The organism is Streptomyces sp. NPDC096040 (genome assembly GCF_040303265.1).
GTDB lineage: Bacteria > Actinomycetota > Actinomycetes > Streptomycetales > Streptomycetaceae > Streptomyces.
Genome location: NZ_JBEOTA010000015.1, coordinates 14,406 through 36,004, shown reverse-complemented (window position 1 = coordinate 36,004; position 21,599 = coordinate 14,406). Strand labels below are relative to the sequence as shown.

The following is a 21,599-nucleotide window of genomic DNA, read 5'->3' as shown; positions in this document are numbered from 1 at the left end:
AGTCATGCCGAAAGCAGAGAAGGATCTTTGGTCCACTTGAGGATCTTGTCGAAGCTGACCACCGTGCCGCCACGGCCCGGCTTGTTGCCGATGTGGACGTGATCGGCGAGTTCTCTGATCAGACAGAGCCCTCTACCGTGCTCGGCGTCGGGGCGGGCGGGTCTGATCTCCTGGGTGCGGGCGAACCCCGGGCCGAACCCCGGGCCCGAATCGGCCACTTCGATACGGCACTTCTCACCGTCCAGATAGGCGGTGACCCGGTACGCCTCCGAGGTGCGGCCCGCCCCGCCGTGCTCCACGGCGTTCGCGCAGGCCTCACTGAGGGCGACGGAGAGGTCGTAGGAGATCTCGGGGTCGACGCCCGCCGTCTCCATCGTGCCGATCAGCAGTCGCCGGGCGAGCGGGACGCTCGCGGCCTCGCGCCGCAAATGGAGTGACCACCAGATGCTCATGCTCCAGCCTCCTGGCCGCGGCTCGACATACCGATACCTATTGCCATCCGTGCCCGGGTGTAAGCACTCCGTTCATGTGAGAACGCCCATCCGGGGGATGCACCTTGGGAGGTTTCGGTGTATGAGCGGGCGGTTCATGCCAAGGACGATCTTCCGGTTCTTTCACTCCTTTCACCTTTAACCGAATCTGTGGACCTGCCGTATGGGGGGTGGGGGCCCAGTGCGATGATGAGCGCGCCATGAACGCCCCCCACCCGCGCACGGCGCGCACCGGAAGCGGACTGCGGCTCCTGCGGGCCGCGGTGTTCGCCGCGCTCTGCGTCGTACTGGCCGCGGCGGGGCACACCCTGGCCTCCTGCGCGGCCGTTCCGCTGTGGACTCTCGGCGCGGGCTTCCTGGGCACCCTGGCACTCGTCGCCCCGCTCACCGGGCGGGCCCGCACGCTGCCGGGGATCGTGGCACTGCTCGCGGTCCTGCAGACGGTGCTGCACACGCTGTTCGGGCTCGGTCAGCACGGCGGCGGGGCGATGTCGGCCGGCTCGATGTCCGGTTCCATGTCGATGTCGTCGCTGTCTTCCCTGTCGGCGACTGACGCCTCGCTGGTCGAGCGGGCCGCGCGGCTGGTGTGCGGGGCCGGGGCGGCGCAGATCAGCCCCGCCCACGCGTACAAGATCCTCTCCGACGCGCATCTCAGCACCACCGGTTCGGCCGCCGGCCTGAGCGGGACGGCCCAGGCGACGGACGCCACCGGGGCCTCCGGCTCGCTGCTGCCCTCCGTGCCCATGCTGCTCGGACACGTCCTCGCGGCCGTGGTGGCCGGATGGCTGCTGCGCCGGGGCGACCTGGCGTTGCTGCGGCTGATCGAGCTGTCGGCGCACGGGGTCGCGGAGGGGGCGCTCGTCCGTTCCCTGCGCGGTGCGCTCGCGCTGGCGTGCGCACTGTGCGCCGGGCTCGTGGTCGTACCGGAGGCGCCCGCTCACGGCCGTCGCGGCACCTGGACCGAACCGCCCGCGCCGCACACCGTCGCACTCCAGCACTCCGTGATCCGGCGCGGGCCGCCCATGGCCGCCGCCGCCGTACTCGTTCTCGCCGCCTGACGCGACGCGACCTCAGCACTCCCCTGGATCTGTCCGGATCGGGAGGGGCCGGCCGCCGTCGTGCGGCACGCGCGCGTGCGCTTCCCACTGCCCGCGCGACCCCCTCAAACGACAGAACTCACTCAGAGTGGAGTGCTCCCTGCCATGAAGGTTTCTCGTATCGCCGCCGTCGCCGTCGTCGCGGGCACGGCCGTCCTGGCCGTCTCCTCACCCGCGTTCGCACACGTCACCGTGCAGCCCGAGGGCGCCGCCGCCAAGGGCGGTTACGCGGTCATCGACTTCAAGGTCCCCAACGAACGCGACAACGCCTCGACCACCAAGCTCGAGGTCAGCTTCCCCACCGACCACCCGCTGGCCTCCGTGATGCCGCAGCCGATGGCCGGCTGGAAGATCGAGGTCACCAAGTCCAAGCTGGCCAAGCCGATGGAGATGCACGGCGAGAAGATCGACGAGGCGGTCACCAAGGTCACGTGGACCGCCGAGGACAAGGGGATCGAGCCGGGCTACTTCCAGAAGTTCCCGCTCTCCGTGGGCGCCCTGCCCGAGGACACCGACGAACTGGTCTTCAAGGCGATCCAGACGTACTCCAACAAGGAGGTCGTCCGCTGGATCGAGGTCCAGCAGAAGGGCCAGGCGGAGCCCGAGAACCCGGCCCCGGCCCTCGCGCTGTCCGCCGCCACCGACGACGAGCACGGGAGCACCGCCGCCAAGGACACCGCGGCCAAGACCGAGACCACGGCCTCCGACGGCTCCGACTCCTCCGGCGGCAGTGACACCACAGCCCGCGTCCTCGGCATCGTCGGCATCGTCGTCGGCGCGGCCGGGGTCGCCTACGGCGTCCTCGCCGGCCGCCGCCGGTCCACCGGCTCCGAGGCCTGAGCTCCCCGTCCGTAGCGCACAGGGGGCCGTGCGAGGCTGTCGGGGCTCCGACAGCACGGGTACAGCCCCGGCAGCCCTCGTACGCCCCCGGTGCGCGCCGGATCACTCACATCTGGGACATTTTCCTATGCGCAAGAAGACGTTCGCCGCGGCCGCGCTGCTCGCCGCCGCCACCCTGACCCTCTCCGCCTGCGGCAGCGGCGACGACGGCAAGTCACCCGTCACCGTGGTCGCCGGGGACACCTCGAACAAGGCCGCGACCATTCTGGACCAGCCGTTCGAGAAGCCGGATCTGGTGCTCACCGACACCCACGGCAAGAAGTACGACCTGCGCGCCGAGACCAGGGGCAGGCCGACGCTCATCTACTTCGGCTACACGCACTGCCCCGACGTCTGCCCGCTGACCATGAACAACCTCGCGGTCGCCAAGAAGGCGCTGTCCAAGGCCGACCAGGCCAAGCTGCGGGTCGTGTTCGTCACCACCGACCCCACCCGCGACACCCCGGCCGAACTCGGCAAGTGGCTCAAGGGCATCGACTCCCAGTTCATCGGCCTGACCGGCGACTTCTCCACCATCCAGGCCGGCGCCCGCACCCTCGGCATCTCCATCGAGCCGACCCACAAGGACAAGAAGACCGGCAAGACCGTCTCGGTGCACGGCACCCAGGTCATCGCCTTCTCACCGAAGACCAACGGCGGTTACGTCCTCTACGGCGAGGACGCCACCGTCTACGACTACACCAAGGACCTCCCCAAGCTGATCAAGGGGGAGAACCCGTGAGGCGTCCGGCCCCGACCCGCCCGGCCCTGAGCCTCCCGGCGCTGACCGGGCGGCGGCTCGCCCTGACCGGCGTGGCCATGACCGGCGCCGCGGTGGCTACGGCGCTGGCCCTGGCGGGCTGCGGCTCCTCGGGCTCCTCGGATGCGCAGCTGTCCGTCGGCGCCTCCTACATGCCCCAGCCGGTCTCCGCCGACATGGCCGCCGGATTCCTGACGATCACCAACAAGGGTGGGACGAAGGACGAGCTGACGTCCGTCACCAGCGACTCCGCCGGTGAGGTCACCATGCACGAGACCGACGGCGGGGCGATGGAGGAGGTCAACTCATTCGAGGTGCCCGCGCACGGTCAACTCGTCTTCAAAAGCGGTGGCAACCATCTGATGTTCGAGAACCTGAAGCACCGCCCGGAACAGGGCGACACGATCACCCTGAAGCTCAAATTTGCCAAATCCGGCCCACTCACCATCGAGATGCCGGTGAAGTCCGCCACGTACAACCCGTCGACCGGACACTGAGGGAGGGACCGACCTTGACGCGGACCATCACCCCCCGCCTGCGCACGCTGGTGCTGCTGTTCCTCGCCGTCACCGGCGCGCTGCTGGCCGGCGCCGGGCCGGCCTCCGCGCATGCCGCGCTGCTCGGCAGCGACCCCTCCCAGGGGGTGGTGGTCCCGAAGGCACCCGACCAGGTCTCGCTCACGTTCTCCGAGAACGTGTCGATGAACAGCAACTCGATCCGGGTCCTCGACCCCCAGGGCAAACGGGTCGACCTGGCCAAGCCGAACAACCTGACCGGGACGACCTACGGCGTACAGCTCAAGAGCGGGCTGGGCAAGGGCACGTACACCGTCGCCTGGCAGGTCGTCTCGGCGGACAGCCACCCCGTCGCCGGCGCCTACACCTTCTCCGTCGGGGCGCCCTCCAAGACCGTCGCCTCGGTCGGGGAGCAGGACGCCGGCGGCGGAGTCGTCGGCTGGCTCTACGGCTTCGGGCGGTACATGTCGTACGCCGGTTACATCGTGCTCGTCGGCGGCGCCGCCTTCGTCCTCGCCTGCTGGCAGCGCGGCTCCGGAGTACAGGCCTTGCAGCGGCTGGTCGTCGGCGGCTGGCTGACGCTCACCGCGTCCACCCTCTGGCTGCTGCTCCTGCGCGGCTCCTACAGCACATCCGGCAGCGTCGGCGACATCTTCGACCTCAACCTGCTCGGCCAGGTCCTCCAGACCAAGACCGGCGCGGCCCTGGTCTCCCGGCTGCTGCTGCTCGCGGCCGCCGCACTGTTCATCGCCGTCCTCTTCGGGGCCTACGACAAGCGGGAGGAGGGCGCGGAAAAGCGGGACCTGACCTTCGGGCTCGCCATCGGCGGGACCGTCGTGGCCGCCGGGCTCGCGGCGAGCTGGGCCATGGCCGAGCACGCCTCCACCGGACTCCAGCCGGGCATCGCGATGCCGGTCGACGTCATCCATCTGCTCGCCGTCGCCACCTGGCTGGGCGGCCTGACCGCCCTGCTGGTCGCCCTCTACCGGGCGCCAGCGGACACGCCTGTCGGGTCCGATGCCGTACGCCGCTTCTCCAGCGTGGCCTTCGGAAGCGTGGTGGCGCTGGTCGCCACCGGGATCTACCAGTCCTGGCGCCAGCTCGGCTCGTGGTCGGCGTTCACCGACACCGCCTACGGACAGCTGCTGCTGGTCAAGATCGCGCTGGTGGCACTGCTCGTCGGTATCGCGTCCATCTCGCGGCGGTGGACGGGACGGCTCGCGGACACGGCGGTGACGGAGGAAGTGGCCGAGGCGAAGGAGAAGAAGGAGACCGTCAAGGCGTCCGCCGCCGTGAAGAAGGCGGCCGCCAAGTCCGGCACGTCGAGCGCGTCCGGGGCATCCGGCACGTCCGGCACGTCCGGCACGTCCGGCGCGTCCGGCGACAAGGACTCCGGCAAGGGGGCGTCCGGCGGGAAGGTCTCCGGCAAGGGCACCGGGCGCGCCGCCCAACTCGCCCGGCAGCAGGCCGCCAAGGACGCCGCCCGGCAGAAACGCGTCCGGGACGCCGACCCCAACCGCTTCGGCCTGCGCCGCTCGGTGCTCGCCGAGACCGGGGTCGCCGTCGCCCTGCTCGCGGTCACGACCGTGCTGACGCAGACCGAACCCGGCCGCACCGAGCAGGACGCCAAGGCCATCGCCTCGGCGACGTCCTCCTCCTCGTCCTCGGCGTCGAACTCGTCCTCGGGCGCGCTGACCCTCGACATGTCCTTCGACACCGGCGGCAAGGACGGCAAGGGCGTCGTCCGCGTCGACATCGACCCCGCGGCCGTGGGCAGCAACGAGATGCACGTCTACGTCCAGCGCCCCAACGGCCGGGCCTTCGACATCCCCGAGGTGAAGGTCGCCTTCACCCTCGCCGCCAAGAAGATCGGGCCGCTTCCCGTCGCTCCCGACCATGTCACCACCGGCCACTGGGCCGCCAACGGAGTGCAGATCCCCATGGCCGGCGACTGGCAGATCGCCGTGACCGTGCGCACCTCCGACATCGACCAGGTAACCGTCTCCAAGAACGCGCAGATCGGCTGAACCGCACCATGGCTGAACCGTCCCAGTCCCTCCGTCCGCCGGTCACCGAGGAGAGCCCGTCGGCTCCCCCGGCCGAAGGCGTCAGCCGGCGCGCGCTGCTCGGCACCGCCGGCGCCACCGGACTCGTACTCGGCGCGGCGGGCGCGGGCATCGGCTACGCGGCCGCGCCCGCACAGGCCACCCCGCTCAGCTCGGTGGGCTCCGACCGGGCGATGTTTCACGGGAAACATCAGCCCGGCATCACCGAGGGCCTCCAGGCACGCGGCCATCTCATCGCCTTCGACCTGGCGGCGGGCGCGGGGCGGAAGGAGGCCGCCGCGCTGCTGCGTCGCTGGTCGACGACGGCCGAGCGGCTGATGGCGGGCGAGGCCATGACGCAGGACGACACGGATGTGGCCCGCGATGCCGGTCCCTCGTCGCTGACGATCACCTTCGGCTTCGGCAACAGCTTCTTCGCCCGCACGGGCCTGGAGAAGCAGCGCCCGTCCGCCCTGGACCCGCTGCCCGACTTCTCCTCCGACCACCTGGACAAGTCGCGCAGCAACGGCGACCTGTGGGTGCAGATCGGCGCCGACGACGCCCTGGTCGCCTTCCACGCGCTGCGCGCCATCCAGAAGGACGCCGGCAGCGCGGCCAAGGTCCGCTGGCAGATGAACGGCTTCAACCGCACCCCGGGCGCCACCACCCACCCCATGACGGCCCGCAACCTCATGGGCCAGCTGGACGGCACCCGCAACCCGAAGCCGACGGACTCGGACTTCGACCAGCGGATCTTCGTTCCGGCGAGCGGTTCCCACGACCCCGCGTGGATGGCGAACGGCTCCTACGCCGTCGTACGCCGGATCCGCATGCTGCTCGACGACTGGGAGAAGCTCTCGCTCGCGGCCCAGGAGAACGTGATCGGGCGCAGGAAGTCCAACGGAGCGCCCCTGTCCGGAGGCACCGAGACGACGGCCATGGACCTGGAGAAGACCAGGTCCGACGGCGACTACGTCGTCCCGATCAACGCGCACGCCCGGATCACCCGGCCCGACCAGAACGGGGGCGCGGCCATCCTGCGGCGCCCGTTCTCCTACCACGACGGCATCGACGCCGACGGGACGCCGGACGCGGGGCTGCTCTTCGTCTGCTGGCAGGCGGATCCGCTGCGCGGGTTCGTGCCGGTGCAACGGAAGCTGGACCGCGGGGACGCGCTCTCGCAGTACATCCGGCACGAGGCGAGCGGACTGTTCGCGGTGCCGGGCGGGGCGGCCGACGGGGAGTACGTGGGGCAACGGCTGCTGGAGGGCTGAGACCCGAGAGCTGGGGCCGGGCAATTGCGCGTAGTGGATTCCGCGGGCGTGCGGTGGATTGCGCGCGGTGACCGCGTTACCACGGTGGTTTCTGAACACTATTGGTGCGTTTCCGGGTTTCAAACCACCCGGTCGAGTGGATCCGATGAGACACGTGAGCCCCGCTCCCTTGCGCCCATTAGGGTGAGGGACATGCCAGCGAGCTATGCGTATCTCGGTCCCGAAGGCACCTTCACCGAAGTCGCCCTGCGCACCCTTCCGGAGGCGGCCACTCGGGAGCTGATCCCGTATGTCTCCGTGCAGTCCGCGCTGGACGCGGTGCGGGGCGGCGAGGCCGAGGCCGCGTTCGTACCGATCGAGAACTCCGTCGAGGGCGGGGTCACCACGACCCTCGACGAGCTGGTCGCGGGCGAGCCCCTGACGATCTACCGCGAGGTGCTGCTGTCGATCACCTTCGCGCTGCTGGTCCGCCCGGGCACCAAGCTCTCCGAGATCAAGACGGTGACCGCGCATCCGGTCGCCCAGCCGCAGGTCCGCAACTGGCTGCGGGCCCATCTCCCCAACGCCGTCTGGGAGTCCGCCGCCTCGAACGCGGACGGCGCCCGGCTGGTCCAGGAGGGCCGTTACGACGCCGCGTTCGCCGGTGAGTTCGCGGCCGAGCGGTACGGCCTGGAGGCCCTGGAGACCGAGATCCACGACGCGAAGAACGCGCAGACCCGGTTCGTCCTGGTCGGCCGTCCGGCCCGGCCCGCGGCCCCGACCGGCGCGGACAAGACCTCGGTCGTGCTCTGGCAGAACGACGACCACCCCGGCGGGCTGCGCGATCTGCTCGGCGAGTTCGCCACCCGGGGCATCAACCTGATGCTGCTGCAGTCCCGGCCCACCGGCGCCGGCATCGGCAACTACTGCTTCTGCATCGACGCCGAAGGTCACATCTCCGACCGCCGGGTGGCGGAGGCACTGATGGGGCTGAAGCGGATCTGCCGCCAGGTGCGGTTCCTCGGCTCGTACCCGCGGGCGGACATCAAGCCGGGCGAGACCGCGGGGCCGACACGGCCGGGGACGTCGGACGAGGAGTTCATGGCGGCGTCGGACTGGGTGGCGCGCTGCCAGGACGGCCGTTTCTAACCGGCCATACGTTCCTATCTTCGTTATCCACAGGAGTTATCCACAGGTCCGCAACTCGACCTGGGGACAAGTCGACAGCGACACCCGACTCTGTCGATAAATCGGCCTACGGTCCACAGATGGGCGGTGATCACTCACATCACCCTTCGTCCACTCGTTTCCCACGGTTCATCTCTTGGAGCGACGCCTTTCCACTCGAAAGTGGGTGTTGCCCCGGTTTGGGCGGGGAATTCCTCTCTTCGCGCAGCGACTCCGGAGCGATCAATTCCGAAGCCCACACCTCATCCACACAGCCTGTGGATAACTCTCGCGGGGGGTGTGGATCCCTGTGGACAACCGAGCCCCCAAGTCCCGCTTCCCGCAAGGAAATCGTGTCAACCAGGAGCCGCTCGCATGCCCCGTCCCGGGGAGTGAGACACTTTTTATTGACACGCTCGGCAATTCCCCCATAACGGAACGTAAGCCGCGAGTCGGAACACGGGGCAATAGTGATTCGTGGGGGACAACCCCGCACCGGTAGCCTTGGCTCCGTGATTGACCTTCGCCTGCTCCGTGAGGACCCCGACCGTGTGCGCGCGTCCCAGCGCGCCCGTGGAGAGGACGTCGCGCTCGTCGACTCCCTCCTCTCCGCCGACGAGCGGCGCAGGTCCTCCGGCGTCCGCTTCGACGAGCTGCGCAACGAGCAGAAGCAGCTCGGCAAGCTCATCCCCAAGGCCGCCGGCGACGAGAAGGCCGAGCTGCTGAAGAAGGCCGAGCAGCTGAAGGCCGACGTCAAGGCCGCCGACGCCGAGCGCGACGCGGCCGACGCCGAGGCCCATGAGCTGCTGCTCAGGCTCGGCAACCTCGTCCACCCCGACGTGCCCGTCGGCGGCGAGGAGGACTTCGTCACCCTGGAGACGCACGGCACGATCCGCGACTTCGGCGCCGAGGGCTTCGAGCCCAAGGACCACCTGGAGCTCGGCCAGCTGCTCGGCGCGATCGACGTCGAGCGCGGCGCCAAGGTGTCCGGCTCCCGCTTCTACTTCCTGACCGGTGTCGGCGCCCTTCTGGAGCTGGCGCTGGTCAACGCGGCGATCGCGCAGGCCACGGAGGCCGGCTTCACGCCGATGCTGACCCCGGCTCTGGTCCGGCCCCAGTCCATGGCGGGCACCGGCTTCCTCGGCCAGGCCGCCCAGGACGTCTACCACCTGGACAAGGACGACCTCTACCTGGTCGGCACGTCCGAGGTGCCCCTCGCCGCGTACCACATGGACGAGATCATCGACGCCGAGCGGCTCCCGCTGCGCTACGCCGGCTTCTCGCCCTGTTTCCGCCGCGAGGCCGGTTCGCACGGCAAGGACACCAAGGGCATCTTCCGCGTCCACCAGTTCGACAAGGTGGAGATGTTCTCCTATGTCGCCCCGGAGGACTCGGAGGCGGAGCACCAGCGTCTGCTGGCCTGGGAGAAGCAGTGGCTGACCTCGCTGGAGCTGCCGTTCCGCGTGATCGACGTCGCCTCCGGTGACCTCGGCGCGTCGGCCGCCCGCAAGTTCGACTGCGAGGCGTGGATCCCGACGCAGGGCAAGTACCGCGAGCTGACGTCGACGTCGGACTGCACCGAGTTCCAGTCCCGCCGGTTGTCGATCCGGGTCCGCGACGGCAAGCAGGTGAAGCCGCTGGCCACGCTGAACGGCACGCTGTGCGCGGTGCCCCGCACGATCGTGGCGATCCTGGAGAACCACCAGCTGGCCGACGGTTCGGTCCGGGTCCCCGAGGTGCTGCGCCCGTATCTGGGCGGCCGGGAGGTCCTGGCGCCGGTGGCCCGGTGAGCTTCCCCTACGGGCTGGTCGCCACCGACCTCGACGGAACGCTGCTCGGCTCTGGCGAGTCGATCTCGCAGCGCACCCGTGACGCGCTCGCCGCGGCCACCGCGGCGGGCGCCGCCCATATCGTCGTCACCGGCCGCGCCGTCCCCTGGACCCGGCCCATCCTCGACGACCTCGGCTACCACGGCCTCGCCGTGTGCGGTCAGGGGGCGCAGGTGTACGACGCCGGGTCCCACCGCCTGCTGACGTCCGTGACGCTGGACCGCCAGCTGGCCGGGGTCGCCCTGGCGAAGATCGAGGCCGAGGTCGGCCCGCTGTACCTCGCCGCGAGCCGCGACGGCCTCGACGGCGACGTGCTGGTGGGGCCGGGGTACGCGGTGACCGGGAAGCTACCGTCGACGCCGTTCACGGACGCGGCGGATCTCTGGGCGGCTCCGCTGAACAAGATCTACATCCAGCATCCCGAGCTCTCCGACGACGAGCTGGCCGAGGTGGCACGTCATACGGCCGGCGGCTTCGTCACGGTCGCCATGGCGGGCGCGGGGATCGTGGAGCTCCTGCCGCTGGGACTGTCGAAGGCGACGGGGCTCTCGCTGGCCGCGCGCCGGCTGGGTCTGAAGGCCGCCGACACGATCGCTTTCGGCGACATGCCGAACGACATCCCGATGTTCGCCTGGGCGGCTCGGGGGGTGGCCATGGCCAACGCGCATGCCGAGCTGAAGGCCGTGGCGGACGAGGTGACGTCCTCCAACGAGGAGGACGGGATCGCTGTGGTGCTGGAGCGTCTGCTGGGCTGAGCTCCGGCGTTCGCTGTGGCTTCGGTCAAGGCGTTTTCAAAGCATTGCGGAGGATGCACGGATCGAACGTGCGCGGGCTTTCCAGGCCCGACCATGACTTGCCTTGAATCAAACGCAGCGCAAGCCAGTGCCTTACCACTCGGCCAATCCTCCGGGTGGGCGGCCCACGCGAGAGCGACATCGCGTGCTCGAAGCGGCCGCCCCGGGCAGCTACATCGCGGTTTGCCGCGGGCTGCCCTGAAGGGAGCGGGACGTACTGTCGTGCATGGACATCGTCCGGCTCCTCTCCCGGTTCGTGGGCTGACACAACAACTGTGCCTGTTCGCCGAGTTGGAAGCCACCGAATTTAAAGACGCCTACCGACGCCACCACCGGCGCCGCACCTTGCTGAAGAACCACCCGGCGGGCGGCTCGTCCGACCGCCACGGCTGAGGTTCCGGCGACTTGGCCCGCCACTTCGCGGCCAGCATCCGCGCCCGCGCGGACGGCTCCGAAGTCCCCGCGGACCGTATGAAGTCCTCGTCCAGGACAACCCCGTCCCAGTCCCCGTCTCCGAAACCCTCAGCCATCCCGCGCCTCCTACGCAGTACACCCGCTTTGTCCAGTGTGCCCGGACAGAGGTGAAGCCCCCGTCAATAAGCTGGGCGTCTACTCCTCGCCCGCCAGCGTCAGCGAGCGCAGCTTCTGGCCGGCGTACCAGGTCGCCAGGACGGTCACCGCGATCAGCAGTACCGTGGCCGTCGCCAGCGACACGTCGGATGTGACCAGCTCGCCGCCGGTCACCTTGTGGGCGACCGCCAGGGACCACTGCTGGACGCTCAGCGTGCGCGCGCCCGGGACGAGGGAGCCGAACAGGGCCTCCCAGACCAGCGCGTAGACGAGCCCGAAGACCACCGCGTGCCGGGACACCGTGCCCAGCAGCAGGAACAGCGCCGCGTAGGCGATCGACGCGACCAGTGCGGCCACCGTGTAGGCGACGGCGATCTGCTGACCGTTGCCGTTGAGGATGAAGCCCGCGATCAGTGTCGGCAGGGCCGAGAACACCATCGTCACGGCGATGGCCACGATCAGCTTGGTGAGGATGATCGTCGGCCGTTTGATCGGCTTGGACAGCAGGTACACCACCGAGCCGTCGTCGATCTCCGGGCCGATCGCACCCGTGCCGGCGATGACGCCGATGATCGGCACCATGGTCGCGAGCGCGAGGCCGCCGAGCAGGTCGGAGGCCGTCTGGTCGTCGGCGCCTGCGAGGCCGCGGACGACGACGGAGATCGCGATGAGCAGCAGGGGCAGCGCCCCCAGGATGAGAGCCCGGCGGCGGCCGAGCAGGGCTCGATAAGTGAGCCGGGCGACTGTGGGGTCGTACATCTTCGGCCTCCTACGCCGCGACCAGATACGAGAACACGGATTCGAGGGACTCGTCGGACGGCGAGACCGTGAGCAGCCGGATGCCGTGGTCGCGGGCGACCCTCGGCAGCAGGGCGGTGAAGCGGCCGAAGTCGACGGCCTGGATGCGCAGCGCGCCCTCGGTGACGTCGACTTCGATGCCCGAGGTCGACGGGTCGGCGATCAGTGCGGCCGCGAGGGCGCGGTCGTCGCTGGAGCGGACCAGATAGCGGTGCGGGCGGTCGGTCATCAGGCGGCGGATCCTGCGGAAGTCGCCGCTGGCCGCGTGCCGTCCGGCGACCACGACCTCGATGTGCCAGGCGAGTTGTTCGACCTCTTCGAGGATGTGCGAGGAGAACAGCACCGTGCGGCCGTCGTCGCCCATCTTCCGCAGCAGGTCCATCAGCTGCATCCGCTGGCGCGGGTCCATGCCGTTGAAGGGCTCGTCGAGGAGGAGCAGGGAGGGGTCGTGGACCAGGGCGGACGCCATCTTCACGCGCTGGCGCATGCCCTTGGAGTACGTCGAGATCTTGCGGTCCTGCGCGTACTCCATCTCGACCGTGGCGAGGGCCTTCTGGGCGGCCTTGGCGCCGAGGCCGTGCAACTCGGCGTTGGCGACGACGAATTCGCGGCCGGTGAGGAAGTCGTACATCGCCTCGCGCTCGGGGACGATGCCGATGTGCTTGTAGATGCCCTCGTTGCGCCAGACCGGCTGTCCGTCGAGGGTGACCGTGCCGGTGGAGGGGGCCAGGAAGCCGCCCATCATGTTGATGAGGGTGGACTTGCCGGCGCCGTTGGGGCCGAGGAGGCCGGTGACGCCGGGGCCGATGGTCATGGTGATGTCGTTGACGGCGACCACGTTGCCGAACCAGCGGGAGACGTGGTCGATGGAGAGCGTGGTCACAGTCCCACCTTCTTGTAGCGGCGCACCAGCAGGCCGTAGCACGCGGCGATCAGGCCCAGGACGACCAGGACGTACACAGCGCCCTCGCCGTGGGACGGGCCGATCCCGCCCGGGAAGGCGGAGCTGCCGCCCAGGAACGCGGACTGCACGCCGTCGATCAGCGTGACCGGGGAGAACAGGCCGATCCAGGGGACGGCGCTGCCGCTGCCCTGGGCGTCGGCGATGGCCTGGAGGGTGGAGACGGCTCCATAGGAGATGGTCAGCACGGCGATCACGGCGGCGATACCGAAGCCGCGACGTGGCGTGACCGAGGCGATGACCAGGCCGATTCCGGCGAACAGGAGCGAGAGCAGGGCCACGGCGACCAGTCCCTGGGTGAATTCCTTGGTCTGGTGGGCGAAGCCCATCTTGGAGAGCAGGGCACCCACGTACATCACGACCAGTGGGGCGCCGGTCAGGACGAACATCGCCGAGGCCAGGGCCGCGAACTTGGCCTGGACGTAGTCGGCGGTCTCGATGGGCCGCGAGAAGTACAGCGGGATGGTCTTGAAGCGCAGGTCGCGGGAGACGGCCTGCGGTGCCTGCGAGGCGACGTACAGGCTGATGACGGCCTGCATGATGATCGCGTACCGCGTGTAGGACACCGGGAGTTCGTGCGCCTTGGTGGCGACGGCGACGGCCACCATGATGGCCGCGGGCACACACATCACCGCGAACAGCAGCATCGGCAGCACCTTGGACTTCACCGAGCGGCCGAGGCCGTAGGAGCCGCGCAAGGACTGCGAGTAGAGGGAACGGCGGGCGTAGGCGCGGCCCAGGCGCGGGCCGTCGTAGCCGCGGTAGCCGATGTCGTGGATACGGGACTGGTCACCCGCGGGGGTGGCCAGGGGCTGCTCAACCGCCATGGACGGCCGCCTCCTTCCGCTGCTCGTCGCTGCTGGTGAAAACCTCGGAGATGTGGTGTCTGCGCTGCTCCATGCGCACCAGGCCGAGACCGAGGTCGGCGACGACGTCACGCACCAGGTCGTACGTCTCCTCGCCCTGGGCAGTGAGCAGCAGGATGTGGCCGGCGCCGGGGAGGCCGCCGCCCTCGTGGTTCGTCTCCACCCCGCGCGCGTGCAGCGCGTCACGCACCGCGCGGGTGCCGTCGGGGTGCTCGTCGCTGTCGGTGACCTCGATCGCGAGGGTGGTCGTGGACTGGGTGAAGTCGGTGGTGGAGCTGGAGCGCAGCAGCTTGCCGCCGTCGACGACGACCACGTGGTCGCAGGTGCGCTCCAGTTCGCCGAGCAGGTGCGAGGTGACCAGGACCGAGATGCCGAAGTCGGTGTGGATACGGCGGATCAGGCCGAGCATCTCGTCGCGGCCGACCGGGTCGAGGCCGTTGGTCGGTTCGTCCAGGAAGACCAGCTGCGGGTCGTGCACCAGCGCCTGGGCGAGCTTCACACGCTGCTTCATGCCGGTCGAGTAGCCGCCGATGGGGCGGTACCGCTCCTCGTAGAGCCCTACGTGGCGCAGGGTGTCGGCGGTGCGCTCGCGGGCGGCGGCGGGCGGCAGGCCGGACATGCGGGCCATGTGCACGACGAACTCGGTGGCCGAGACGTCGGGCGGCAGGCAGTCGTGCTCCGGCATATAGCCCACCCGCTCGCGGATGGCGGCACCCTTGGTCGCCACGTCGAGGCCGAGCACCTCGGCCCGGCCCTCGGTCGCGGGGGACAGACCCAGCAGGATCTTGATCAGGGTGGACTTGCCGGCGCCGTTGGCTCCGACGAGTCCGGTCACACCGGGTCCGATGTCCACGGACAGCCGGTCGAGCGCGGTCACCCGGGGGAACCGCTTGCTCAGGCTTTCGGTCGCGATCACAGTCACGTCATCGAAGGTAGTGATGCGGGCCACGGAGGTCGTCAGACCCGAGAGCCGTCTTCGCGTCACTCTCGAGTATTACGGGACCCTAGGGGATCCCCTGCTTGAGAGCTACGCGGAGTTGTCCACAGGCCCCTTGCACCGGCTATTGACGTCGCCTCTAACAACTGTCACATTCACCAGTGTCAAGTTACGGACGCGTACCGCAGTCGATGGGGACGGGGCGGATGACGACGACAGTGCAGGACGTACTCTCCGAACGCGCCACGGAGCTCAAGGGTTTCCGGCGGGTGCAGCGACTCGCGTACGAATGCGCGGAAGCAGTCGCAGCCCGGCTGGAGCCCGGGATCACCGAGCGCGAGGCGGCCCGGATGCAGCGCGAGTGGCTCCGCGCGCGTGGCGTACGGGACTCGTTCCACCTCCCCTTCGCCTGGTTCGGCGACCGCACCGCGTTCACGGACTTCCGCATACCGCTCCAGTTCTTCCCGACCGACCGCCGGCTCGCGCCCGGAATGCCGTTCATCCTGGACCTGGCCCCGGTGTACGACGGCTACACGGCCGACATCGGCTACTCGGGCTCCCTCGGGATCAACCCCGTACAGGACCGGCTGATGGCCGACCTGGAGGCACACCGGCAGCTGATCCTGCGCGAGGTGCGCGAGCGGCGCCCGCTGCGCGAGATCTACGAGGACGTGGACCGCCTCATGGTCCGCCAGGGCTACGCCAACCGGCACCGCGCGTACCCGTTCGGCGTGATCGCCCACAAGGTGGACCGGGTGAAGCAGCGCCGCTGGTCACCTCATCTCTTCGGGTTCGGCACCCAGTCCCTGAAGGGCCTCGCGGCCGACGCCCTGCACGGCCACCGCGAGGGCTGGTCGCCCCTGTGGTCTCCGTACCGCTTCTCCGACCACCCGCCGCGGCCGGGCCTGTGGGCGGTCGAACCGCACCTCGGCTTCCGGGGCACAGGAGCCAAGTTCGAGGAGATTCTCGTGGTCACCGACTCCCGGGACCCCGAGCAGAGCGCCTTCTGGCTGGACGACGATCTGCCGCACGTGCGGCGCTGGGCGGAGGACAAGTGACGGAGCTGGGCGGCGGACAGGTGACGGCACTGAAGGGCGCGCGCGAGCGCCGGGTGCGCACCGGCGGCATCGAACTGTGCGTGGCGGAACTGGGCGATCCGGCACAGCCGACGGTCGTCCTCGTCCACGGCTACCCGGACAGCAAGGAGGTCTGGTCCGAGGTCGCGCCCCGCCTCGCCAAGCGCTTCCACGTCGTGCTGTACGACGTCCGGGGCCACGGCCGCTCGACCGCACCGCAACCGCTGCGCGGCGGCTTCACACTGGCCAAACTGACCGACGACTTCCTGGCGGTGATCGACACGGTTAGCCCGGACCGCCCGGTCCACCTCGTCGGCCACGACTGGGGCTCGGTGCAGTCCTGGGAGTTCGTCACCGTGGCGCGCACGGAGGGCCGTATCGCCTCCTTCACCTCCATGTCCGGGCCGTCCCTCGACCACTTCGGCCACTGGATCAACGCGCGCGTGAAGCGCCCGACACCCCGCCGGGTGGGCCAACTCCTCGGCCAGGGCGCCAAGTCCTGGTACGTGTACCTGCTGCACACCCCCGTCGTCCCCGAACTGGCCTGGCGCGGCCCGCTCGGCAAGGCCTGGCCGAGGCTCCTCCAGCGGGCCGAGAGGCTCCCCGCCGGGGACTACCCGACCGCCTCCCTCCCTTCCGACGCGGCGCACGGCGCCTGGCTGTACCGCGACAACGTAAGACCCCGGCTGCGCCGCCCACGCGAGGACGCGTACGCGCACGCGCCCGTGCAGCTCATCACGCCCCTGGGCGACGCGTTCCTCTCCGAGCGGCTGTACGACGACCTGGAACGCTGGGCACCACAGCTGACCCGCCGCACCCTGCCCGACAAACACTGGATCCCCCGTACCCGGCCGGACCAGGTGGCGGCCTGGATCGAGGAGTTCGTGATCTCCGTCGAGGGCAGCCGGGGCACCGAGCCGAAGCGAGCGGACCGCCACACCCAGCGGTTCGCAGGACAGTTGGTCCTGATCACCGGCGCGGGCAGCGGCATCGGCCGGGCCACGGCTTTCGCGTTCGCGGAGGCGGGCGCGCGCGTGGTGGCCGTGGACCGGGACGCGGAGGCCGCCGCCCGCACCGCCGAGCTGTCCCGGCTGGTCGGAGCGGCGGACGCCTGGGCCGAGACGGCCGACGTCTCCGACGAGCAGGCCATGGAGAAGCTCGCCGAGCGGGTCCACCGGGAGCACGGGGTCCTGGACGTGCTGGTCAACAACGCGGGCATCGGCCTGTCGGGCTCGTTCCTCACGACCACCGCGGATGACTGGCGCAAGGTCCTGGACGTCAACCTCTGGGGCGTGATCCACGGCTGCCGCCTGTTCGGCGCGCGGATGGCGGAACGCGGCCAGGGCGGCCATATCGTGAACGTCGCGTCGGCTGCCGCGTACCAGCCTTCGCGGGCGTTGCCGGCCTACAGCACCTCCAAAGCGGCGGTCCTGATGCTGTCCGAGTGCCTGCGCGCCGAACTCGCCGCTCGGCGCATCGGCGTGACCGCGATCTGCCCCGGCTTCATCAACACCAACATCACGTCGACGGCCCGCTTCACCGGAGTCGACGAGGAGGAGCAACGGCGCAGGCAGAAGCGCTCGGCCCGCCTGTACGGGATGCGGAACTACCCGCCGGAGAAGGTGGCTTCAGCGATTCTGGAGGCGGTGGAGCACAACAGGGCGGTGGTACCGGTGACCCCGGAGGCGCGGGGGGCACGGTTGCTGTCGCGGGTGGCGCCGGGGGTGCTGAGGCGGATCGCACGGATGGAGCCGAGGCTGTGACGGCCGACCCACCACCCCAAAAGACGTACCGCATCGAGGACCTGGCCCACCGTTCCCGAACCACCGTCCGAACCATCCGCGCCTACCAGGACAAAGGTCTCCTCCCCCGCCCGGAGCGCCAGGGCCGCGCCAACCTCTACTCCTACGCCCATCTCACCCGCCTCCACCAGATCGCCGACCTCCTCGCCCGCGGTTACACCCTGGCCTCCATCAAGGAACTCCTCGACGCCTGGGACACCGGCCGCGGCCTGGCCGGCGTCCTCGGCCTCGTCACCGAGGCCGAGGGCCCCTGGACCGACGAGGAACCGGCCCGCCTCTCCCGCGCCGACCTGGACGCCCGCTTCGGCGGCACCCCCGACGACACGGCCGTGGCCGAGGCGGTGGAACTCGGCATACTGGAACCGGTCGCGGGCGACCCCGACTCCTTCCTCGTCCCTAGCCCCCAAGAGCTGGCGGTGGCAGCCGAGTTGCACGCGGCCGGAGTACCGCTCACCGCGATCTCTGCCCACCTGCGGGAGTTGAGGGTCCAGGTCGAGCACATAGCTTCCCGTTTCCTGGAGTTCACCACCGAGCACGTCTTCGCCGGCTACCTCGACGACCCACACCACCGCAGCGACGCGAAAGCAGCCGAAGCGGCCTCCCTCGTACGACGTCTGCGCCCCCTCGCCCAGCAGACCGTGGACGCCGAACTGGCCCGGGCCATGCGCCTGTTCGCGACCCGCGAAGTACGCAGGCAACTTGGTGCCGGAGAACAGCCGAAGAACCGGGAGGAGACGCGTACCGTTCCTCTCCCCGCCGACACGATCCAGGCCGTAGGACGTCTCGTTGGCCCGGACCACATAGCCGAGTTCATCGCCCTGGCAGCCGAACGGGAGGTGCGGGCACGCTACTTGGACACTCTGACCGCACGTCACGACTCTATTAACGATCTTGACGAAACACCCTGAATCGCCCAGCAGTTGTCCACAGTCCAGCCAATTGACCTGTGGATAACCGGACTTGGTTGTGGATCAAACCTCCGGCAAAAAATATCTGCGTGATCCGCGTCTCTCCCGGCACGCTGGTGGCGTGAACGACAAACCGGACATCGGACAGAACGACAAAGTGCGGGACGAGCGGCGCACCGTGAAGGTGTCGAAGTACCTCTCGAAACACCTGCGCCACCAGCCCGAACGCATCGGCCTCACGCTCGACGAGGCCGGCTGGGTGGAGATCGACACACTGCTCGCGGCGGCAGCGGCGCACGGCTTCCCGGTCGCCCGCGAGGAACTCGACCATGTCGTCGCCGCCAACGACAAGCAGCGCTTCGCGATCGAAGGCCCCCGGATCCGCGCCAGCCAGGGCCACAGCATCGACGTCGAACTCGGACTGCCGCCGGCGACCCCGCCGCCGTACCTCTACCACGGGACTGTGGCACGGAACCTGGACGCGATCCGGACGGCGGGTCTCCGTCCGATGAGCAGGCACGATGTGCATCTGTCGGCCGACCGCGAGACCGCGACCCGGGTCGGCGCCCGGCGCGGCCGCCCGGTCGTGCTGTCGGTCGACGCGGGCGCGATGCACCGGGCCGGCCATGTCTTCCACATCAGTGCGAACGGGGTGTGGCTGACGAAGGCGGTACCGCCGGAATACCTGCGGTTCCCCGAGCCGCACTGACCCTCTGCACATCGCTGGTACGGACCAAGCCCTTCCGAAGAGGGGGCCGCCTCCTCACGGTGTGGCTGAGCGGCCGCATACGGTGACCGTTTCGTCCGTTGTCAGTGAGTCCCCTTAGTCTCGGACGCATGAGTCTGCGTCTGAGCACCGTGATCCTGCCGTACCGTCGCTGGAGCGAGGGCGGTCGTGCCGCGTGGACGCGGGCCGAGGAGCTGGGCTTCCACACCGCGTACACCTACGACCACCTGTCGTGGCGCAGTTTCCGGGACGGCCCGTGGTTCGGTGCGATTCCGACGCTGACCGCCGCCGCGTCCGTCACGGACCGGGTGCGTCTGGGCACGCTCGTCACCTCGCCGAACTTCCGGCATCCGGTGACGCTCGCCAAGGAGCTGATCTCCCTGGACGACATCTCCGGCGGCCGGGTGACGCTCGGTATCGGTGCCGGCGGGACCGGCTTCGACGCCACCGTGCTGGGCCGGGAGCCGTGGACCGCACGCGAGCGCGCCGACCGGTTCGCCGAGTTCGTGCCGCTGCTCGACAGGCTGCTGAGCGAGGACTCCGTCACGTACGAGGGCGAGTTCTACTCGGCCCACGAGGCGCGCAACATCCCAGGCTGTGTGCAGCGGCCCCGGCTGCCCTTCGCGGTCGCGGCCACCGGCCCGCGCGGGCTGAAGCTGACCGCGCGGTACGGACAGGCGTGGGTGACCACCGGCGACCCGAAGCTGTACGAGAACGGCACGCCGGAGCAGTCCGTCGAGGCGCTGCGCGGTCAGACGGTGAAGCTCGGCGAGGCCTGTGCGGCGGTCGGCCGGGACGCGTCTGAGCTGGACAAGGTCCTGCTCACGGGGTTCACCCCGGACCGCGCCCGTCCGCTGGAGTCCCTGGACGCCTTCGTGGACTTCGCCGGCCGTCACCAGGAGCTGGGCTTCACCGAGCTGGTGATCCACTGGCCCATCCCCGACTCGGACTTCGCGGCCGACGAGAAGGTCTTCGAGCAGATCGCCATGGAGGCCCCGGCCCAGCTGGCCTGAGGCCGGCGGCAGGATTCGGGTGCCACTGGGCAGGAGTCCGAGGGGTGCTGGGCAGGGCCCGGGGATGCTTCGGGAGTCATCTGTGTCTCATCTGTGCGCAGCATCGCACTTGCGTGCGGGCATATGCGTGAGAATGGCTCGGTGACCTCAGCGACCCGACAGCCCGAGACCTCCGCCTTCGCGACCCCACCCCGGCTGATCGCCACCGATCTCGACGGCACCCTGCTGCGCGACGACAAGTCGGTCTCCCCGAGGACGGTCGCCGCGCTGGCCGCCGCCGAGGAGGCAGGCGTCGAGGTCTTCTTCGTCACGGGCCGCCCTGCCCGCTGGATGGACGTCGTCAGCGACCACGTCCACGGCCACGGCCTGGCGATCTGCGGCAACGGCGCGGCCGTGGTCGACCTGCACGGCGGCCCCGGCGCCCACCGCTTCGTGAAGGTGCGCGAGCTGGCCAGGGAGAACGCGCTGGACGCCGTACGGCTGCTGCGCGACGCCGCGCCCGGCACGGTGTACGCGATCGAGCAGACGTACGGCTTCCACCAGGAGCCGGCCTATCCCAAGCTGCATCTGGAGACACCGGACCATCTGCTGTCCGCGGAGGAGATCCTCGCGGTCGACGGTCCGAGCGCCGGCGAGCCCGTGCTCAAGATCCTCGCCTACCACCCCGACCTCGACCCCGACGCGTTCCTCACCCTCGCCCGCCTCGCCTTCGGCGACCGCGCCAACGTCACCCGCTCCAGCCCGAGCGCCCTGCTGGAGATCAGCGGTCCGGGGGTCTCCAAGGCCAGCACGCTGGCCCTGGAGTGCGCCGAGCGCGGCATCTCGCACGAGGAGGTCGTGGCCTTCGGCGACATGCCCAACGACGTCGAGATGCTGACCTGGGCCGGGCAGTCGTACGCCATGGGCAACGCCCACCCCGACGTCATCGCCGCCGCCTCCGGCCGCACGGTCGCCAACAACGACGACGGCGTGGCGGTCGTGATCGAGCAGCTGCTGGCCGCGCGCCTCTAAAGGCTGCCGGACTCGGTACCGCGCTCGCCGCCGCTTCCAGCACGGCGCCTGCAGCCGCTTGCTGTCCGGCACGGCTCTCCGATTCCAGTTCAGTACGGCG

At 69.9% G+C, this 21,599-nt stretch carries 21 protein-coding genes and 1 tRNA gene; 15 read left to right on the top strand and 7 right to left on the bottom strand.

Features of this window, described 5'->3' with window-relative positions; all coding sequences use genetic code 11:
• Positions 1-2: 2 nt before the first annotated feature.
• Positions 3-452, bottom strand: a complete 450-nt coding sequence (locus tag ABTY98_RS21475; protein WP_352222519.1) for an ATP-binding protein — start codon at positions 450-452, stop codon at positions 3-5.
• 239 nt (positions 453-691) lie between these two features.
• Here ABTY98_RS21475 and ABTY98_RS21470 point away from each other — a divergent pair, with 239 nt between their 5' ends.
• From ABTY98_RS21470 to ABTY98_RS21430, 9 genes are all read left to right on the top strand, one after another.
• Entirely contained in the window at positions 692-1,549 is an 858-nt protein-coding gene (locus ABTY98_RS21470) for a hypothetical protein (protein WP_352222518.1), read from the top strand.
• Positions 1,550-1,693: 144 nt separating this feature from the next.
• Positions 1,694-2,428: a YcnI family copper-binding membrane protein gene (locus ABTY98_RS21465; RefSeq protein ID WP_352222517.1), complete on the top strand. Its 735-nt coding sequence runs from the start codon at positions 1,694-1,696 to the stop codon at positions 2,426-2,428.
• Between the two features lie 127 nt (positions 2,429-2,555).
• On the top strand, positions 2,556-3,209 hold the full coding sequence (locus ABTY98_RS21460; protein WP_352222516.1) for an SCO family protein: 654 nt from the start codon (positions 2,556-2,558) through the stop codon (positions 3,207-3,209).
• Positions 3,210-3,286: 77 nt separating this feature from the next.
• Complete coding sequence (locus ABTY98_RS21455) at positions 3,287-3,724, top strand: copper chaperone PCu(A)C (protein ID WP_352222708.1); 438 nt, start codon at positions 3,287-3,289, stop codon at positions 3,722-3,724.
• Between the two features lie 14 nt (positions 3,725-3,738).
• Positions 3,739-5,769 (top strand): copper resistance CopC/CopD family protein, encoded by a 2,031-nt coding sequence (locus ABTY98_RS21450; protein WP_352222515.1) that lies wholly within the window; start codon positions 3,739-3,741, stop codon positions 5,767-5,769.
• Between the two features lie 8 nt (positions 5,770-5,777).
• The gene (gene efeB, locus ABTY98_RS21445) at positions 5,778-7,061 is read left to right on the top strand and encodes an iron uptake transporter deferrochelatase/peroxidase subunit (RefSeq protein WP_352222514.1); all 1,284 of its coding nucleotides are present in this window, start codon (positions 5,778-5,780) and stop codon (positions 7,059-7,061) included.
• A gap of 192 nt (positions 7,062-7,253) precedes the next feature.
• Positions 7,254-8,189 (top strand): prephenate dehydratase, encoded by a 936-nt coding sequence (pheA, locus tag ABTY98_RS21440; RefSeq protein WP_352222513.1) that lies wholly within the window; start codon positions 7,254-7,256, stop codon positions 8,187-8,189.
• Between the two features lie 530 nt (positions 8,190-8,719).
• Complete coding sequence (gene serS, locus ABTY98_RS21435) at positions 8,720-9,997, top strand: serine--tRNA ligase (RefSeq protein WP_352222512.1); 1,278 nt, start codon at positions 8,720-8,722, stop codon at positions 9,995-9,997.
• Positions 9,994-10,791, top strand: coding sequence for an HAD family hydrolase (locus ABTY98_RS21430; protein WP_352222511.1), 798 nt, complete (start codon positions 9,994-9,996; stop codon positions 10,789-10,791). Before serS ends, ABTY98_RS21430 begins: the two co-directional genes overlap by 4 nt.
• Positions 10,792-10,838: 47 nt before the next feature.
• On the opposite strand, the gene ABTY98_RS21425 is transcribed toward ABTY98_RS21430, so the two are convergent.
• The 6 genes from ABTY98_RS21425 to ABTY98_RS21400 all read right to left on the bottom strand — a co-directional run bounded on the left by ABTY98_RS21425 (position 10,839) and on the right by ABTY98_RS21400 (position 14,941).
• A tRNA-OTHER gene (locus ABTY98_RS21425) sits at positions 10,839-10,944 on the bottom strand.
• 203 nt (positions 10,945-11,147) lie between these two features.
• Positions 11,148-11,360: an SGM_3592 family protein gene (locus ABTY98_RS21420; RefSeq protein ID WP_352222510.1), complete on the bottom strand. Its 213-nt coding sequence runs from the start codon at positions 11,358-11,360 to the stop codon at positions 11,148-11,150.
• A 79-nt stretch (positions 11,361-11,439) separates the two neighbouring features.
• On the bottom strand, positions 11,440-12,159 hold the full coding sequence (locus ABTY98_RS21415) for an ABC transporter permease subunit (RefSeq protein ID WP_351695747.1): 720 nt from the start codon (positions 12,157-12,159) through the stop codon (positions 11,440-11,442).
• Between the two features lie 10 nt (positions 12,160-12,169).
• On the bottom strand, positions 12,170-13,081 hold the full coding sequence (locus tag ABTY98_RS21410; protein WP_352222509.1) for an ABC transporter ATP-binding protein: 912 nt from the start codon (positions 13,079-13,081) through the stop codon (positions 12,170-12,172).
• Positions 13,078-13,986, bottom strand: a complete 909-nt coding sequence (locus ABTY98_RS21405) for an ABC transporter permease subunit (RefSeq protein ID WP_352222508.1) — start codon at positions 13,984-13,986, stop codon at positions 13,078-13,080. The genes ABTY98_RS21410 and ABTY98_RS21405 overlap by 4 nt, the downstream gene beginning before the upstream one ends.
• Complete coding sequence (locus tag ABTY98_RS21400; protein ID WP_352222707.1) at positions 13,976-14,941, bottom strand: ABC transporter ATP-binding protein; 966 nt, start codon at positions 14,939-14,941, stop codon at positions 13,976-13,978. Before ABTY98_RS21400 ends, ABTY98_RS21405 begins: the two co-directional genes overlap by 11 nt.
• A 227-nt stretch (positions 14,942-15,168) precedes the next feature.
• Here ABTY98_RS21400 and ABTY98_RS21395 point away from each other — a divergent pair, with 227 nt between their 5' ends.
• The 6 genes from ABTY98_RS21395 to ABTY98_RS21370 all read left to right on the top strand — a co-directional run bounded on the left by ABTY98_RS21395 (position 15,169) and on the right by ABTY98_RS21370 (position 21,499).
• Complete coding sequence (locus ABTY98_RS21395) at positions 15,169-16,020, top strand: M24 family metallopeptidase (RefSeq protein ID WP_352222507.1); 852 nt, start codon at positions 15,169-15,171, stop codon at positions 16,018-16,020.
• 20 nt (positions 16,021-16,040) lie between these two features.
• Entirely contained in the window at positions 16,041-17,801 is a 1,761-nt protein-coding gene (locus tag ABTY98_RS21390; protein WP_352222706.1) for an SDR family oxidoreductase, read from the top strand.
• A complete protein-coding gene (locus ABTY98_RS21385) occupies positions 17,798-18,748 on the top strand; it encodes a MerR family transcriptional regulator (RefSeq protein ID WP_352222506.1) in 951 nt (316 codons plus the stop codon). The genes ABTY98_RS21390 and ABTY98_RS21385 overlap by 4 nt, the downstream gene beginning before the upstream one ends.
• A 121-nt stretch (positions 18,749-18,869) precedes the next feature.
• Complete coding sequence (locus tag ABTY98_RS21380) at positions 18,870-19,457, top strand: RNA 2'-phosphotransferase (RefSeq protein ID WP_352222505.1); 588 nt, start codon at positions 18,870-18,872, stop codon at positions 19,455-19,457.
• Positions 19,458-19,585: 128 nt separating this feature from the next.
• A complete protein-coding gene (locus ABTY98_RS21375; protein ID WP_352222504.1) occupies positions 19,586-20,488 on the top strand; it encodes an LLM class flavin-dependent oxidoreductase in 903 nt (300 codons plus the stop codon).
• A 123-nt stretch (positions 20,489-20,611) separates the two neighbouring features.
• On the top strand, positions 20,612-21,499 hold the full coding sequence (locus ABTY98_RS21370) for an HAD-IIB family hydrolase (protein WP_352222503.1): 888 nt from the start codon (positions 20,612-20,614) through the stop codon (positions 21,497-21,499).
• Positions 21,500-21,599: the final 100 nt, after the last annotated feature.

What these genes read in the sequence shown, in the direction of transcription:
- ABTY98_RS21405 (WP_352222508.1), bottom strand. Translation starts at nt 13,986, where the DNA reads ATGGCGGTTGAGCAGCCCCTGGCCACCCCCGCGGGTGACCAGTCCCGT.
- ABTY98_RS21460 (WP_352222516.1), top strand. Translation starts at nt 2,556, where the DNA reads ATGCGCAAGAAGACGTTCGCCGCGGCCGCGCTGCTCGCCGCCGCCACC.
- ABTY98_RS21375 (WP_352222504.1), top strand. Translation starts at nt 19,586, where the DNA reads ATGAGTCTGCGTCTGAGCACCGTGATCCTGCCGTACCGTCGCTGGAGC.
- efeB (WP_352222514.1), top strand. Translation starts at nt 5,778, where the DNA reads ATGGCTGAACCGTCCCAGTCCCTCCGTCCGCCGGTCACCGAGGAGAGC.
- ABTY98_RS21395 (WP_352222507.1), top strand. Translation starts at nt 15,169, where the DNA reads ATGACGACGACAGTGCAGGACGTACTCTCCGAACGCGCCACGGAGCTC.
- ABTY98_RS21465 (WP_352222517.1), top strand. Translation starts at nt 1,694, where the DNA reads ATGAAGGTTTCTCGTATCGCCGCCGTCGCCGTCGTCGCGGGCACGGCC.
- ABTY98_RS21455 (WP_352222708.1), top strand. Translation starts at nt 3,287, where the DNA reads ATGACCGGCGCCGCGGTGGCTACGGCGCTGGCCCTGGCGGGCTGCGGC.
- pheA (WP_352222513.1), top strand. Translation starts at nt 7,254, where the DNA reads ATGCCAGCGAGCTATGCGTATCTCGGTCCCGAAGGCACCTTCACCGAA.
- ABTY98_RS21475 (WP_352222519.1), bottom strand. Translation starts at nt 452, where the DNA reads ATGAGCATCTGGTGGTCACTCCATTTGCGGCGCGAGGCCGCGAGCGTC.
- ABTY98_RS21370 (WP_352222503.1), top strand. Translation starts at nt 20,612, where the DNA reads ATGCGTGAGAATGGCTCGGTGACCTCAGCGACCCGACAGCCCGAGACC.
- ABTY98_RS21415 (WP_351695747.1), bottom strand. Translation starts at nt 12,159, where the DNA reads ATGTACGACCCCACAGTCGCCCGGCTCACTTATCGAGCCCTGCTCGGC.
- ABTY98_RS21470 (WP_352222518.1), top strand. Translation starts at nt 692, where the DNA reads ATGAACGCCCCCCACCCGCGCACGGCGCGCACCGGAAGCGGACTGCGG.
- ABTY98_RS21420 (WP_352222510.1), bottom strand. Translation starts at nt 11,360, where the DNA reads ATGGCTGAGGGTTTCGGAGACGGGGACTGGGACGGGGTTGTCCTGGAC.